At 64.2% G+C, this 14,332-nt stretch carries 20 protein-coding genes and 1 pseudogene; 15 read left to right on the top strand and 6 right to left on the bottom strand.

Annotation, left to right across the window (positions count from 1 at the left end; translation table 11 throughout):
• Positions 1-2 precede the first annotated feature (2 nt).
• Positions 3-911 (top strand): LysR family transcriptional regulator, encoded by a 909-nt coding sequence (locus ASD34_RS20455; RefSeq protein WP_056581059.1) that lies wholly within the window; start codon positions 3-5, stop codon positions 909-911.
• Here the strand turns inward: ASD34_RS20455 and ASD34_RS20450 are convergent.
• On the bottom strand, positions 908-1,867 hold the full coding sequence (locus ASD34_RS20450; RefSeq protein ID WP_056581057.1) for a LysR family transcriptional regulator: 960 nt from the start codon (positions 1,865-1,867) through the stop codon (positions 908-910). The two genes, ASD34_RS20455 and ASD34_RS20450, sit on opposite strands and share 4 nt — an antisense overlap.
• Positions 1,868-2,073: 206 nt before the next feature.
• On the opposite strand from ASD34_RS20450, the gene ASD34_RS20445 reads away from it, so the two are divergent.
• Together ASD34_RS20445 and uraD are read left to right on the top strand one after the other, a co-directional pair.
• Positions 2,074-3,405, top strand: coding sequence for an MFS transporter (locus ASD34_RS20445; RefSeq protein WP_200937629.1), 1,332 nt, complete (start codon positions 2,074-2,076; stop codon positions 3,403-3,405).
• Positions 3,406-3,454: 49 nt separating this feature from the next.
• A complete protein-coding gene (uraD, locus tag ASD34_RS20440) occupies positions 3,455-4,009 on the top strand; it encodes a 2-oxo-4-hydroxy-4-carboxy-5-ureidoimidazoline decarboxylase (protein ID WP_056581051.1) in 555 nt (184 codons plus the stop codon).
• 141 nt (positions 4,010-4,150) lie between these two features.
• On the opposite strand, the gene ASD34_RS27625 is transcribed toward uraD, so the two are convergent.
• Positions 4,151-4,315, bottom strand: coding sequence for a hypothetical protein (locus ASD34_RS27625; protein ID WP_157609723.1), 165 nt, complete (start codon positions 4,313-4,315; stop codon positions 4,151-4,153).
• An 8-nt stretch (positions 4,316-4,323) separates the two neighbouring features.
• Between ASD34_RS27625 and ASD34_RS20435 the strand changes: the two are divergent.
• Positions 4,324-4,578, top strand: a pseudogene (locus tag ASD34_RS20435) (hydroxyisourate hydrolase); the annotation flags it as partial.
• 17 nt (positions 4,579-4,595) lie between these two features.
• Entirely contained in the window at positions 4,596-5,078 is a 483-nt protein-coding gene (locus tag ASD34_RS20430; protein ID WP_056581048.1) for a nucleoside deaminase, read from the top strand.
• Between the two features lie 25 nt (positions 5,079-5,103).
• Here ASD34_RS20430 and ASD34_RS20425 read toward each other — a convergent pair whose 3' ends face one another.
• Positions 5,104-6,039 carry a LysR family transcriptional regulator gene (locus tag ASD34_RS20425; RefSeq protein WP_056581045.1) on the bottom strand — a complete coding sequence of 312 codons (936 nt, stop codon included), beginning with the start codon at positions 6,037-6,039 and terminating at the stop codon, positions 5,104-5,106.
• A gap of 141 nt (positions 6,040-6,180) precedes the next feature.
• Between ASD34_RS20425 and ASD34_RS20420 the strand changes: the two genes are divergently transcribed.
• Complete coding sequence (locus tag ASD34_RS20420) at positions 6,181-6,588, top strand: RidA family protein (RefSeq protein ID WP_056581041.1); 408 nt, start codon at positions 6,181-6,183, stop codon at positions 6,586-6,588.
• 128 nt (positions 6,589-6,716) lie between these two features.
• Here the strand turns inward: ASD34_RS20420 and ASD34_RS27620 are convergent, their stop codons facing one another.
• Positions 6,717-7,115 (bottom strand): YdaS family helix-turn-helix protein, encoded by a 399-nt coding sequence (locus ASD34_RS27620; protein WP_157609722.1) that lies wholly within the window; start codon positions 7,113-7,115, stop codon positions 6,717-6,719.
• Positions 7,116-7,197: 82 nt separating this feature from the next.
• On the opposite strand from ASD34_RS27620, the gene ASD34_RS27615 reads away from it, so the two are divergent.
• The 9 genes from ASD34_RS27615 (at position 7,198) to ASD34_RS20385 (ending at position 12,666) form a co-directional block, all read left to right on the top strand.
• The gene (locus ASD34_RS27615; protein WP_157609721.1) at positions 7,198-7,368 is read left to right on the top strand and encodes a hypothetical protein; all 171 of its coding nucleotides are present in this window, start codon (positions 7,198-7,200) and stop codon (positions 7,366-7,368) included.
• A gap of 194 nt (positions 7,369-7,562) precedes the next feature.
• Positions 7,563-8,432, top strand: a complete 870-nt coding sequence (locus tag ASD34_RS20415) for a replication initiation factor domain-containing protein (RefSeq protein WP_056581037.1) — start codon at positions 7,563-7,565, stop codon at positions 8,430-8,432.
• Positions 8,429-8,755 (top strand): hypothetical protein, encoded by a 327-nt coding sequence (locus ASD34_RS20410; protein ID WP_056581034.1) that lies wholly within the window; start codon positions 8,429-8,431, stop codon positions 8,753-8,755. Before ASD34_RS20415 ends, ASD34_RS20410 begins: the two co-directional genes overlap by 4 nt.
• A 238-nt stretch (positions 8,756-8,993) precedes the next feature.
• Positions 8,994-9,200 (top strand): hypothetical protein, encoded by a 207-nt coding sequence (locus tag ASD34_RS20405; protein ID WP_056581029.1) that lies wholly within the window; start codon positions 8,994-8,996, stop codon positions 9,198-9,200.
• A gap of 18 nt (positions 9,201-9,218) precedes the next feature.
• The gene (locus ASD34_RS27610) at positions 9,219-9,407 is read left to right on the top strand and encodes a hypothetical protein (RefSeq protein WP_157609720.1); all 189 of its coding nucleotides are present in this window, start codon (positions 9,219-9,221) and stop codon (positions 9,405-9,407) included.
• Entirely contained in the window at positions 9,397-10,809 is a 1,413-nt protein-coding gene (locus ASD34_RS27605; protein ID WP_157609719.1) for a virulence factor TspB C-terminal domain-related protein, read from the top strand. Before ASD34_RS27610 ends, ASD34_RS27605 begins: the two co-directional genes overlap by 11 nt.
• Positions 10,806-11,093 (top strand): DUF2523 domain-containing protein, encoded by a 288-nt coding sequence (locus tag ASD34_RS20395; RefSeq protein WP_056581023.1) that lies wholly within the window; start codon positions 10,806-10,808, stop codon positions 11,091-11,093. Before ASD34_RS27605 ends, ASD34_RS20395 begins: the two co-directional genes overlap by 4 nt.
• Positions 11,093-12,160 carry a zonular occludens toxin domain-containing protein gene (locus ASD34_RS20390; RefSeq protein ID WP_082548860.1) on the top strand — a complete coding sequence of 356 codons (1,068 nt, stop codon included), beginning with the start codon at positions 11,093-11,095 and terminating at the stop codon, positions 12,158-12,160. Before ASD34_RS20395 ends, ASD34_RS20390 begins: the two co-directional genes overlap by 1 nt.
• A 272-nt stretch (positions 12,161-12,432) precedes the next feature.
• A complete protein-coding gene (locus tag ASD34_RS20385; RefSeq protein ID WP_157609718.1) occupies positions 12,433-12,666 on the top strand; it encodes a hypothetical protein in 234 nt (77 codons plus the stop codon).
• A gap of 158 nt (positions 12,667-12,824) precedes the next feature.
• Here the strand turns inward: ASD34_RS20385 and ASD34_RS20380 are convergent, their stop codons facing one another.
• Both ASD34_RS20380 and ASD34_RS20375 read right to left on the bottom strand, forming a co-directional pair.
• The gene (locus ASD34_RS20380; RefSeq protein WP_056581013.1) at positions 12,825-13,505 is read right to left on the bottom strand and encodes an ankyrin repeat domain-containing protein; all 681 of its coding nucleotides are present in this window, start codon (positions 13,503-13,505) and stop codon (positions 12,825-12,827) included.
• The gene (locus ASD34_RS20375; RefSeq protein ID WP_056581010.1) at positions 13,502-14,308 is read right to left on the bottom strand and encodes a TatD family hydrolase; all 807 of its coding nucleotides are present in this window, start codon (positions 14,306-14,308) and stop codon (positions 13,502-13,504) included. The genes ASD34_RS20380 and ASD34_RS20375 overlap by 4 nt, the downstream gene beginning before the upstream one ends.
• Positions 14,309-14,332 lie beyond the last annotated feature (24 nt).

Genomic DNA, 14,332 nt, shown 5'->3' with positions numbered 1-14,332 from the left:
CCATGACGCTGGTTCAACTGAGGCACCTGATTTCACTGGCCCACACGGGCTCTTTCAGCCAGTCGGCGCAGGCCCTGCATCTGACGCAGCCCGCGCTCAGCCGCAGCGTGCGCGCGCTCGAGGACGAGCTGGGCATGCCGCTGCTTGACCGCATCGGCCGGCGCAACGAGCTCACGGCCTTCGGGCGCGAGGTGCTGGAGCGCGCGCGGCTGCTGGTGTCGGAGGCCGAGGCGCTGCGCGACCGCGGCCGGCAGATGCGCGAAGGCGAGGGCGGCACGGTGCGCATCGGCTTGGGCTCCGGGCCGGGCGCACTGCTGATGACGCCCTTCCTGCTGCACATGGCCAAGCACCATCCGGCCGTGCGCACGGAGATCGCGCGCGGCAGCACCGACCTGCTGGCGCAGGCGCTGCGCGAGCGCAGCCTCGATGCACTGGTGGTCGATGCGCGCGCGCTCAAGCCCGCGCCCGACCTGGCGCTGACCCACGTGTACGAGCTGCGTGGCGCCTTCCTGTGCCGCCGCGGCCATCCGCTCACACGGCTGCGCAAGGGCGTGAGTTTCGAAGCCGTGCAGCGCTACCCGATCGCCTCGACGCCGCTGAGCGACGAGGTCGCGCGCGGGCTGGTCGAGACCTACGGCCCGCAGGCACATCCTGCCAACTGCGTGACCCTGCAGTGCGAAGAGTTGCCCAGCATTGCCGACGTGGTGCGCCAGAGCGACACGGTGCTGCTCGCGGTGCACGAGTCGGCCCCTGACCTGGTCGAACTGCGGATGGAGCCGCCGATGCACGGCACGGCGCGCTTCGGACTCGTCACCCTGCGCCAGCGCACGGAGGCGCCGGCGCTGGCGATTCTTCGCCGGTTGATGGAAACGCAAATGGGCGGGCAGCGGCCCGACAAGAAAAGCGCCTAGGCGGCCCGTGCGTCTGCAGGTGCGGCATCGGGTCGCGCCAGCCCGGACGCCACCGCCGCCAGGATGCCGCGCAGCCAGCGGTGCGCCGGCTCGTGCTGCGAGCGGTCGTGCCACAGCTGGTAGAAGCGCATGCGCGGAAAGCCCTGCGGCGCCGGCACCGCCACCAGCGGCAAGGTGTGGACGAACTGCATCGCGAAGTGACGCGCGGTGGTGAACACCAGGTCGGTGCCCAGCAGCAGGTGCGGCGCCACGGTGAAGTAGGGCACGGCAATGCAGGCTTCTCGCGTCTGGCGTAGCGTAGCCAAGTGCGTTTCGACCACGCCGCGCTGCGACGCCGCGTAGGGCGTGGGCACCACGTGGCGCGCCGCGATGTAGCGCTCCATCGTCATGGCGCCCTTGGCGGCGAGCGGGTTGTTCTTGCCCATGAGGCACATCAGGTCGTCTTCGAGCAGCAGCGACAGGTGCAGCCGGTCGGGCGGCTGCGGCCAGTTGCCGATGACGATGTCGAGTTCGCCCTGGGCCAGCGCGCGCTCGTAGTCGTAGGTGACGCTCAGCGGGTGCACCACGAGCCGCGCGTGCGGCGCCTCGGCGCGGAACCGCGTGGTCACGTCGGCCAGGAAGCTCATGGCCAGGTAGTCGGGCAGCGCGAGGTGGAAGGTCATCGCGCTGGAGGCCGGCTCGAACTGCTCTGGGCCCGAGAGCATGCGGTCGATTTCGAGCAGCGCGCTGCGTGCACGATCGCGCAGCTGCAGCGCCCGCTCGGTCGGCACCATGCCGCTGCGCTCGCGCACGAGGATGGGGTCGGCAAACACCTCGCGCAGCCGGCGCAGGGCGGTGCTGATGGCGGGCTGGCTCTGGTTCATGCGCACCGCCACGCGGGAGACACTGCGTTCGGCCACCAGCGCGACCAGCACGCGCAGCAGGTAGGTGTCGATCGGGGCGTGGGAGCGTGACATGGCGAAGAGAAATGGCCTCTGGGGTCGCTACGGGCGGCAGCCCCCCCATGGCAAACCGTTATGTCGCACATTCTAGAGAGCGTGATCCAGCCCGGCGATATCTGCCTACAGTTCGCCACCAACGGGAATGGCAGCCGCAAGCGGACCCACAGAAGGTCCCAGGCGGCGCGTCCCGTCCACACCTAGAAATGGAGACAACCATGAGCATGGACGCCACGCTGGCGCCGATCCGGGAACACACCGCCACGGCGGAACTGGACGGCATCTACCGCAAGATCATCTTTCGCCTGATTCCCTTTTTGATGCTGCTGTGGGTGCTGGCCTGGATCGACCGGGTCAACATCGGCTTCATCAAGCTGACGATGCTCGACGACCTGAAATGGAGCGAGGCAGCGTACGGGCTGGGCGCCGGGATCTTCTTCCTGGGCTATTTCTTCTTCGAGGTGCCCAGCAACCTGCTGCTGCAGAAGATCGGCGCCAAGAAGACCATCATGCGCATCACCATCGGCTGGGGCCTGACCTCGATCGCCACGATGTTCGTGAAGAGCACCGAGATGTTCTACCTGCTGCGCTTTCTGCTGGGCGTGTTCGAGGCGGGCTTTTACCCCGGCATCATTCTTTACCTGACCTACTGGTTCCCCGACAGCCGCCGCGCCAAGGCCTTCGGCATGTTCATGTCGGCCTCGGCTTTTGCGGGCGTGATCGGCGGACCGCTGGCCGGCTTCATCATGAACAACATGCACGGGGTGAACGGCTGGGCCGGCTGGCAGTGGGTGCTGCTGCTCGAGGGCATTCCCTCGGTGCTGGCGGGCATCGCCACCTACTTCTACCTGACCGACCGGCCCGAGCAGGCCCATTGGCTTACGGCGCGTGAACGCCAGCTGGTGCACGACGACCTGGAGCGCGACCGCAAGGCGCTGGGCCACCGCGAGCACAGCATGCTGGCATCGCTGAAGAACGGCAAGTTCTGGCTGCTGATCCTGATCTTCTTCTGCATCATCGCGGCCAACTCGTCGCTCACCTTCTACGGCCCGACGCTGGTGAAAGAGATCGGTTTCACCAATCCGCTCACCGTCGGCTGGATCATGGCCGGTGCCTACCTGTGCGGCGCGGCCGGAATGATCTGGAACGGCTTTCACTCCGACCGCCACCAGGAGTCCCGCTACCACTGTGCGCTGGCCGCGGCGCTCGGCTCCGGTGCGTTGCTGGTGGTGGCGCTGTTCCTGCGCCAGAGCCCGGGCCTCGTGCTGGCCGGCCTCACGCTCGCCATCGTCGGCACCATGAGCGCGATCCCCGTGTTCTGGCAGATGCCCAACCGCTTCCTGGCCGGCACCGCAGCCGCTGGCGGCGTGGCGCTGATCAACTCGATCGCCAACCTCGCGGGCTTCGGCGCGCCGTGGATGCTGGGCCTCATCAAGACCGCCACCGGCAGCCTTGCGCCAGGGCTGTACGTGGTCGCGGCGGTGGAAGTCTGCGCTGCCGTGCTGATCCTGCTGTTCGTGCCGCGCCTGCAAAAGACGAAGACGCCCGCGCGCTGATTCTTCCCACCCCTCTGTCCGTCAGTCTGACTACAAGGAGATGCTCTCCATGCCTTCCCACGCCTATCGCCTGGACCTCCAGGCGCTCAACGCCATGGATTGCGACGCGTTCGTCGTCGCGCTCGGGCCGACTTTCGAGAATTCGCCCTGGGTTGCCCGCGCGGCCTGGTCGCTGCGGCCTTTTGCCAGCATCGACGCCTTGCACGAAGCCATGCTCGACGTGGTGCGTCGTGCGCCCGACGCGCAGCAACTCGCCTTCCTGTGCGGTCACCCCGAGCTGGCGGGCCGCGAAGCACAGGCCGGCACGATGACCGCCGAGTCGGTCGGCGAGCAGGGCAGTGCAGGCCTGAACGCACTGAGCGGCGAAGAGATGGCCGAGATCCAGCGGCTGAACCGTGTGTACCGCGAACGGCACGGCTTTCCTTTCATCATCGCGGTGCGGCGCAGCACCAAGGGCCAGATCTTCGAGGCGATGCGCAGCCGCGCCGCCGGGTCCACCGAGGCCGAGCGCCGCGCGGCGCTGGCGCAGATCGGCCTGATCACCCGCGGGCGCATCGACACGCTGCTCGGTGCGTCGGTGCCGCAAGGAGCGCTCCATGCCTGAGAACGTGATTTCCCTTGCGGCACGCCGCCGCTTCGCGCTGTCGGGCCTGGCGCTTGGTGCCGCAGCCCTGGCACCCCACGGCGCTGTTGCACAAACGGCCGCACCCGCCGGCCCGGCCCAGGCCAGCGGGCCGATCGTGCTTCACGGCGTGAGCCCGCGCCTGACGGTGCACGCGCTCGACACCTTCCACGGCGCCGCGGCAACCGGCCTGCGCATCGATTTCTCGGTGCGCGAGGGCGACGGCTTCAAGCTGCTGCGCACCGTGACCATGAACGGCAACGGACGCTCCGACGAGCCGCTGCTCATCGGAGAGGGCTACCGCGCCGGCGACGCGCCTGAACAGCACGCGCACCAACGCCGACGGCCGCACCGACGCGCCCATGCTGCCCGCGGCCTCGGCACGCACCGGGCAGTTCGAACTGCAGTTTCATGTCGGCGACCATTTCAAGGCGGCCGATGCGCTGTCGGACGTGGTGCCCGTGCGCTTTGCCATTGCCGACGCCACGCAGCATTACCACGTGCCGATGCTGTGCGCGCCCTGGTTTTTTTCCACCTATCGCGGCAGCTGACCGCGGGAGCTTTCTGAATGACCACATCCCATGACCCGAACGCAGGCGCGTACCTGCTCGATTCCATCCGCCTTGCCATGGGCAACATCCGCGAGCGAAAGACCTGGCCCTTCGGCGCCGTGATTGCGCGCGACGGCAAGGTCATTGCCACCGCCGTCAACGAAGTGGACGCCCTGTGCGATCCCTCTGCCCACGCCGAGATGCAGGCCGTGCGCGCCGCCGCGAAGGCGCTGAAGAGCACCGACCTGTCGGGCTGCACCGTGTACGCCAGCGGCTACCCGTGCTCGATGTGCCTGACGGCGATGTACCTGGCGGGCGTGAAGGAAGTTTTCTACGCCTACTCGAACGAGGACGGTGAACCCTTCGACCTGTCGGCCGAACGTGGCTACCTCGAGATCGCACGGGCGCCGGAACAGCGCGAGATGAAGCTGCATTCGATGCCCGTGCGCGACGAGGCCGACGAAGACTTGTACGAGGCCTGGAGCAAGGTCGCCGGCTGAAAGTGCTTCGGCAGAGCAGGGCGGTTCAGGGGGAAGGCGCCCCGGGGCGCGCCATGACCGGCGCATGCTGCGCCATCAACCCGGCGATCCACTCGATGAACGCACGCAGCTTGGCGCTCACGTGTCGGTTTGGCGCGAACGCCACGTAGAGTGGCATTGCATCGAGCTGCCAGTCTTCGAACAACGGCACCAGTTCGCCGCCCGCCCGGTGCGGCGCGGCCATGTAGTCCGGCAGCCAGAGGATGCCCAGGCCCGCCAGACCGGCCGCGAGGTAGGCATTGCCGTCGTCCACCGAGAGCACGTAGCGGCCCTGCACGTCGATGCGTTCATCGCCCCGGCGCATGGCGTACGGAAAGGTCTTGCCATTGCGTGACCACAGGAAGCCGACGATGCGGTGGTGCGTATCTTCCAGCTCGCGCGGGTGCGCGGGCGTGCCGGCCAGCTGCAGATACCCCGGCGCCGCGTAGACCCCGAGCTGCAGATCGCCCACGCGGCGCGCCATGAGCGACGGGTCGGTGAGCTCGCCGCCGCGCACGACGCAATCGACGTTCTCGCCGATCACATCGACCATGCGGTCGCTCACGCCCATGTCGAGCTGGATGTCGGGATAACGCGCATGAAAGGCCGGCAGCGCGGGCACGAGGATCATGCGGGCCAGCGGGCTGGGCACGTCGACGCGCAGGCGGCCGCGGGGCAGGGCGGAGGCGCTCGACAGGCTGGTCTCGGCGTCGTCCAGATCGGCCAGCAGCCGCACCGCGCGTTCGTAGTACGCGGCGCCATCGGCGGTGACGTTCACCTTGCGCGTGGTGCGGTTGAGCAGCTTCACCCGCAGCCGGGCCTCGAGCTGCTGCACCAGCTGCGTCACGCTGGTCTTGCTCATGTGCAGCGTGTCGGCCGCCTTGGTGAAGCTGCCGGCCTCGACCACGCGGGTGAAGGCCTGCATTGCATCGAAACGGTCCATGGGAGGGCTCCTGCGCGGCGCATGCCGGGATTGTTTGGGATCTGCAAACAGTGATTGTTGGCTCTGCCCGTTGATCGATGGCGAGTGGCTTTCTAAAGTCCCTGCATCGTCATCACTCATCACTGCAGGAAGAAAGCAACCATGGCCGCACGCGACGTCATCTTTCCACCCGGGCGGCAGGCGCTCTATGAACGCAACCGGTATTCGCCGGCGGTTCGCTCCAACGGCTTTCTGTTCGTGTCGGGACAGGTCGGCAGCCGCGAAGACGGTTCACCGGAACCCGAGCTGGAAGCGCAGGTGCGGCGCGCATTCGGCAACCTGAATGCCATCCTGAAAGCCGCGGGCTGCACCTTCGACGACGTGGTCGATGCGACGGTGTTCGTCGTCGATCCGGAATCGAACTTCGAAACGATCTGGAAGATCGTGCCCGAGTACTGGGGCGACGCGCCGCACCCGACGCTGACCGGTATCGGCGTGACGTGGCTGTACGGCTTTCAGTTCGAGATCAAGGTGATTGCGAAGCTGCCGGAGGGCGCTGCGCCGAGCTGATTCGATTCAGGGAGGCTTCGCTCAGGCCTGAAATGAAGGGCTGGGCGAAGCCGGAAGGGGATTTGGTTGAGGTCGAGGACTGCCGGGCTCTCTGGCTCACAGCTGCAAAGGGTCCGGACTCGTGCAATTCATTTTACATAATGCACATTGTGTTGAATCCAAAGGATTGCAGCTGTGATCAGGTCATGACCCGGGACCGTCGAAAAAATCTGCTGTGCCAGTGCTCCAGCGGAACCTAGGACCGCGCCAGTCACTAGCGAAGCTTTTCCCAGCGCCTTCATGAGCGCGTCTCCCTTCGGCTTGCCTTCGTACTGCGCGACCGTTGCTCGCGCCAGTACCTGCACAGGGTCGAGCCCTGCCACGTGAGCCATCAGGGCCTGATCTGCTGGCGTGGCGGTCTTGTGGCCATGACGCCAGTTGCTGACGTGCTGCGGAGGCACGCCGATGGTGCGAGCCAGCTTGGCATCGCTTCCAGCAATCGCCGACGCCTTATCGATGAGTAGATTCAATTCATCGAGATGATTCATGTGTAACCTCTTGTGGTTGCAACCTGTTTCAGTTATGTTCGCCACCTAACGAAAAGTGGTTACGTAACCGGAGTAGGTGATTATGGCGCGAACGACCAGGAAGACGAAGAAGCAGCCCGAGCAGCTCCAGCTCGACCTGAAGGGCGCCATTGGTCGCACCAAGCTGTCACCGCCCAAGTCCGTTTCCGAAGAGTTTTCGTTCCGCGACTTCGCACAGCGCTTCTACGCTTCGCAGCAAGGGCGCCGTTCATGAGGCAGGGACAGTCCGGCAGCGGGATGCTGCGAGGCTGGGGCGCTGCGCGCGAAGGCGCTAGCTTGCGACGCGCCGAAGCGCGCAGCGCGTCCCCTGCCCCCCGTGCTGTAACACGGGGGGAAAGTCCCGAAACGAACGTCGGGGCACCCAGGGCGAAGGTGGACTGGTTGAATGCCACGTTTGATGAGCCTGCAATGAGCGTCGAAGGCCTCGTGGCCTTTCTCGGTTGCTGCTTCGGCAACCGTCCCACGACGGCCAAGCTCGATGGCGGCTTGTTCGGGTTCACTGAGCGTTGGAAGCTCTCGGTCTACCTGGGCGGCGTGATGGTCGAGGTCGGTGCGATCGCCAAGGGCGGTAACGCACAGCGTGGACGGTGGATGCTCCAGCTGACCGGCAAGGGCTGCGGCATGGTCGAAGACTGGGCCAACGTGCGTGAGCTGCTCGAAGGTTTCCGAGCCAAGATCACCCGCGTCGATCTGGCTGTCGATTTTCTTGACGGTGCGCACACCGTCGACGACGCCGTCGACATGGTCGATGCTGGCGAGTTCACCAGCAATGGCCGCAAGCCGAGCACGAGCGTTGCCGGCGATTGGCTCGAACAGGTGCACGGCCGCACGCTGTACGTCGGCAAGGCCGCGAACGGCAAGATGCTGCGGGTCTACGAGAAGGGCAAGCAGCTGGGCGATCTGTCGAGCGACTGGGTGCGCTTCGAGGTCCAGCTGGGCAACCGGGACCGTGTGATTCCGTTTGACACGCTCACTGACTGTGACCGCTTCTTCGCAGGTGCCTACCCTGCCCTCGCCTCTCTGATCGAAGCCGCTGCAGAGGCCATTCCGACCACACAGACCGAGACGCTGACCAACCTTGGTCACCTCCTCTATCACCTCCGCCGTTGCTACGGCAAGGCGTTGCATCACGCAACGACCACGGCGGGGGCCACCAACACCGACCTCGTGGAGAGCATGACCGTTGTCGGTCTTCCACGCAGGCTCAAACCTTCCGGCGTGGTGGCCGGCGTCGAATGGGCAGACGTTCATGCCCAAGTCAGGAGCTACCAGCAATGAAATTCAAAGTCACTGAGGTCGTGCGCGGCTTCCAGAACGCCACTTACAACATCGACGGCAAGGACGTCTTCACCAAGGTCATCTTCATGGACGCGGCCATGAACGAAGACAGCGGCGGCAAGGGCTTCAAGACCGTGGAGCGCAAGTGCGTCACGCCCGAGGTCATCACCGCTATCGCGCACAACCCGTTCCCGCTCGAATGCGAGATCGAGCTCGAGGAGCTGGCGACCAAGAGCAAGAGCGAACTGTTTGTGTTGAGCCTCCGCCCGATCAAGGCAGTTGGCCCCGGCGCACAGCCTCTCAAGGCACCGGTGCAGGCGTGATCCAGGCAGGCCTCGCAATGCTCCTCGCAGGCCTGCTGCTCGGTGTGGGCCTGTGCGCCCTCATTTGGGTAGCTGGCGAGCGTGCAGCACGCCGTGAACGCATTGCGCGTGCACGCCATCGCGACCACAGCATGGTTCCCGCGATCAAGTGATTCCAGCGGATAGCACTTAGCCGCGGCTGAGTGTCTTCCGGTGCAATCCTGAATGTCTCAGGACCACCACGACGAAGGAGTTTCAATTGAACAAGATCCACGCTCTGCGCGCTGCTGTCGCAGCCGCTGTTTTCGCGGTTGGCACCTCGGCCATGGCCGCACTGCCTGCTGGCGCTGCCGAGGCCATCGAGGCATACAAGGACGACACGCTTTCGGCTATCGGCCTTGTCATCGGTGCAGGTATCGCGATCTACGCGGTGCGCAAGCTCGGCCAAAAGATGGGCTGGCTGTAAGCGGACCCGGAGCGGGCAATGGCATCACAAACCATCGAGTGCGGCGCTGCTTGCTCGATCACGGTCGAGCTTGCGCCCGCTCCACCTTCCACCGACAACCTCGCTGATATCGGCTTGGTCTTCGGTCTTCTTCTCGGTGCTGCCATCGTCGTGTTTTGCGCACGGCAGTTCCTGAAATTCTTTGAGGCAACCCCTCATGACCATTAAGGGCGGCTATGCCTTCTTCAATCGAATTCATGTTCGCGGGTGGCTGCTTGCTGCTGCTCTGGGTTGCGTTTGGCTGAACGCGCACGCGGTCAACAAGAACAACATCGGGCGGCTGAGTCAAAGCAGCAACGGGCGTAGTACCACGCTGGGATCAGGTACGAACAGTGGGGGCAGCACGATTCCCGTATCGCCCAATATGGGCGGGTGGACGCAGGCCGGAAACTATGGCGTGCCCCCGGGCGTGAGCGGCACGACCATGCAACTCGGTCAGAGCGGTTCGGTTTATATCGCTGGTCAGAAATACCCATTTCAAGCGGGTTATCAGCAGCCAAAAAGCAGTTGGGTGTTGCCTGCTCTCGGTGCTGCTGCGGCGATTGGTTGCACGTTCGCCACTGGGGGCGTGGCGACTGTGGCTTGCCTTGGGTTGCCCGTGGCAATGCCTTATCTGTACGAGTGGATGACGCGATCAGGTGGGCGGCTCAATCCGGAGACAGGTGGGCTTGAGAAGCGACCAGACGGGTGCAACGGCTCCACCTGTGAAAAGTTTCGGGCGGGGCATGAGGCCACCTATCAGCACTGGTCGTTTTCTTCTGCGTGTGAGTCTGCGCAGGGCTACGTGATAGGGCAGCAGGCGGCAACGTATGAGTTTCGGAACCTGTCGTCTTCCGGGGGGGTGTGTTCTGCTGAGCGGCGCACCATAGGCCCTCCGCCCGGGGGCTGGACTTCTGTGACGTTTACTGTCTTTCGAACCACTGTCGCGGATACAGGGCAGTGGATTCCCTCGTCAATGGATGACATTGCCCCGTATATGCGCAATGTCGTTCCTGACGGGCGCGTCTGGGGTGAATCGCTGGAGCGAGGCGCAGATTTCCCGTTGCCCGAACCAACGGTCACGGGGCCGTCGCAGATTCAAGGGCCGGAAAAGAGCACGACGAATCCGGACGGCTCTCGCACCGTCGAGCGCACCACGTACAACTTTCAGACCGCTGGCAACACCATCAACAACACCAGCAACGTCACCACCACGACCACCTACAACACCGACAACAGCGTGCGTAGCACGTCCAGCACGACGACAACGCCGACAGAGGAAGAAGGCGACAAAGAGAGCGAGTGCGAGAAGCGGCCTAACAGCCTCGGTTGCCAAGAGTTGGATGAGCCGCCGTCTGGTGAGATTCCGCGTGAGACGAAGACCATCACCTACGCGGAGGAGTCGGTCTTCGGCGGCGGTAGTTGCCCCAGCGACAAGCAGTGGTCGAGTGGCACGCTGGGCCACAGCTACAAGCTCGTGGATTGGACGACGCTGTGCGGCTATGCGCTGCCCGCGCGAGCCCTCGTGATCCTCCTGGCGATCTTCGCCGCGTTCCTGATCGTGATGCCCGGCAAGGAGGTGCGCACATGAAACTCGGCGTATGGCTGCTCTCGATGATGCAGCCGCTCATCGGGAAGATTCTTGTCACGCTCGGATTCAGCGTGATCACTATCGTCGGCATGGAAGCGGTGGTGGGGCAGCTCAAGGCGCAGATCGTCGCGCAGATGGGCGCGCTCTCTGGTGACACGCTCAACTTCGCGCTGTACATGGGCATAGGCAAGGCCATCGGCATCATCTTCGGCGCGTGCACCACGAAGCTGACGCTCTGGTCGATTCAAAACGCAACCTCGATCATCGGAAAGAGCAACGGCTGATGTTGACCGTATGGACGGGCCTCCCCGGGTCCGGCAAAACATCGGGGGTGATCGAGAAGGTGCTGCTGCCGCTGGCCGCGAAAGATTGGATGGAGGAAGCCATCGACGCGGACGGCAACAAGGTGCCCGTGAAGCGCAAGCTGTTCACGAACATCAACGGCCTGTTGCTGGAGCACGAGAAGATCGATGCCGACGATCTGATGCGCTGGCACGAGTGGGTGAAGCCGGGCGATCTGATCGTGTTCGATGAGGTGCAAAAGCCGTGGCCGCTGACCGGCGCGAACAAAGAGCAACCGAAGTGCATTACCGAGCTGGAAACGCATCGGCATTACGGCATCGATATGCATTTGCTGACGCAGCATCCGATGCTGATCAATGCCGCCATCGTGCGGCTCGCGGGCCAGCATTTCCACGTTCGCAAGCTGGGTAATTCGCGCTTCGCGACCATCTACGAATGGGACGGCGTGAGCCGCACGCTGCTCTACAAAAATTCGTTCTCGAAGAAGCCGTGGCGGCGCTCGAAGAAGGCCGAGGAGGTCTACCGGTCGAGTTCGCTGCACACGAAGCAGAAACGGTCCGTGCCCACGGTGATCTTCGGCATCCTGTTTGCCCTGGTCATGCTCGGCGTGCTCGGCCCCACGGTCTATGGCCGCATGCAGGAGCGGTTTCATCCGAAGCCCGTGGAGGCCGCGAAGGTCGAAACCAAGGGGGTAGGTGCAGAGAAGGTCGAAACGGCTGCTGTAGCCCTGGCCAGCATCCCTGCCGTGCCACCAGTCGGGCAGGTTGGCGACAAGCCTGCCGCGTTTGGCGGCTGTGCGCGGATCCGTGATCGTTGCCAGTGCTTTGACACTGCTGGAACGCCGACTGCGAGGGAGGCGCTGTTCTGCGAGGACATGACCCGCGTGGCCGTGGGCATTGGCGCACCGCTGGAGCATCTGCGTGATGACGGGGAGCTGCACCGCGAGCGCCTGGCCAGGCTGGCCTGGGCCGACAATGACCGCGAGGTGCTGACGTATATGCAAAAGCGCGCCGAATTAGCAGCCGTCGCTTCTGTGGCGAAGAAATAATTCAACCTGAACGACCAGGACGACCAGGACGACCAGGACGACCAGGACGACCAGGACGAACTCGACCTGGTGCAAATGGATCTGAATTAATTCGACCAGGCACGAGCTCCGATCGGAGCTCGACCAGGACGGCGCCAGTTCGACCTGGTTGAAATAACGTGCCCCTGCCTTCGAGCTCGCGCTACTGCAAAGCAAAACGCCGTAGCCCTTGTGGCGGAGGCATGCCGGCCTCACAGATTTCGATCTAACGGGCCCCGGCTTTAAAACCCAACGTGAAGAAGAACGCCCGCGACTGCGGGCTCCAGGTCGTGTACAAAGCAGGGATGGAAGATCATCAGAGCTACCAGCCGAACTGGGTGTTCCACGGGGAGCGCCCTCCCCTTACCTATGCCGAGAAGCTCGCGCTGTACCAGGAAGACCAGGCGCTGCGCATGTCGACCAGGTCACGGGCGGAGTACGAGCAGCGAAAAGCCGAGCTGGAAGCTCAAAAAGAAAAAGGCCCCTGATCGGGGCCTTTTGCAATTCAGATATTCTTACTTTAATTACATCATTTCAACGCAATTGCGGTTGACATAAGCGTTATTGTGTTTTGCTAATTGAGGCTTATGCACATTGTGTGAATCGAAGATGAGCCGTTCCGGGCTCAATCAACCCCCTTAGCCACTCACCACTTCCCATCCTTCGGCACGGCCTTCACCGCATTCGCCTTCGCATCCCCAGCCGCCTTGATCAGCTCCGCAGACTCCGCCCGATTCGCTTTCACCGCAAAGTCGACCGCAGTCATGCCAAGCTGGTTCTTCATCGCCGTATCCGCGCCTTCGGCCAGCAACAGCTTCACGGCGTCGTTCGATCCGTACATCGCGGCCATCATCAGCGGCGTGGTGCCGTTGGGCGACTGGGCGTCGATGAAGGCGTGGTTCTCGAGCAACAGCTTCATGATCGACAGTTGCCCGCTGCTGGCGGCGTAATGCAGCGGCGCCCAGCCGGTCTTGTTGACGGCGGCGTCGCGCTTGAGCAGCTGCACCACCAGGTCCTGCTGGCCCTTGATCGACGCCAGCATCAGCGGCGTCTCGTCCTTGGCGTTGGCCAGGTCGACGTTGAGCTGCGGCGATTCCATCAGCACCTGGATGACCTTCGGCGATGGCTCGCGCAGTGCAAGCAGCAAACCGGTCTGCCCGTTCTCGTCGCGCGTATTGGGATCAAAGCCGCGATTCAGCAGGGTGCGCACGCCGCTGGCGTTGTCGCCGCGCACGGCCCGGAAAAAGTCTTCGAACGAACCGGCATGCGCTGCAAAAGATGCAGCCATGACAACAAGATATATCGACTTCTTAAAGTAGTTTTTCATGATTTGACTTCCCTGAACAAAGCTTCGAAGTTGTCGCTTGTCGCCTTGGCGATGTCCTCCACGGGCATTTGTCGCAGCTGCGCGATCTGTTGTGCCACGAAAGGCACGTAGGACGGGTTGTTGGTCTTGCCGCGGTACGGCACGGGCGCGAGGTACGGGCTGTCCGTCTCGATCAGCATGCGGTCCAGCGGCACGAAAGCCGCCACGTCGCGCAGGTCCTGCGCCTTCTTGAAGGTCAGGATGCCCGAAAAGGAGATGTAGAAACCCAGGTCGAGCGCGGCGCGAGCCACCTCGGCGGTTTCGGTGAAGCAATGGAACACGCCGCCGGCCGCCCTGCCCGCGCCGTCTTCGCCCTCCTCCTTGAGGATGGCCAGCGTGTCGGCCGATGCTTCGCGGGTGTGGATGATGAGCGGCTTGCGCGTTTGCTGTGCAGCACGGATGTGCACGCGAAAGCGGTCGCGCTGCCATTCCATGTCGGCGATGCTGCGGCCGCCCTTGCGCTCTTCCATCTGGTAGTAGTCCAGACCGGTCTCGCCGATGGCCACGACGCGCGGCCGTGCTGACAGGCGCACCAGGTCTTCCACGGTGGGTTCCGCGATGTCCTCGTTGTCGGGGTGCACGCCCACGCTGGCCCAGAAGTTGTCGTAGCGGGCGGCCAGGGCCTGCACGTCGTCGAACTCTTCGAGCTTGGTGCAGATGCACAGCGCCCGGTCGACCTTGGCGGCGGCCATGGCGGCGCGGATCTGCGGCATCTGGTCGGCGAATTCGGGAAAGGTCAGGTGGCAGTGGGAGTCGGTGAACATCGGAAAGGATGAAGTGCGGCGCGC

The organism is Variovorax sp. Root473 (genome assembly GCF_001426505.1).
Taxonomy (GTDB): Bacteria; Pseudomonadota; Gammaproteobacteria; order Burkholderiales; family Burkholderiaceae_C; genus Variovorax.
Note: the sequence above shows the minus strand (reverse complement) of the source record. Positions and strands in the feature narration are given on the sequence as shown.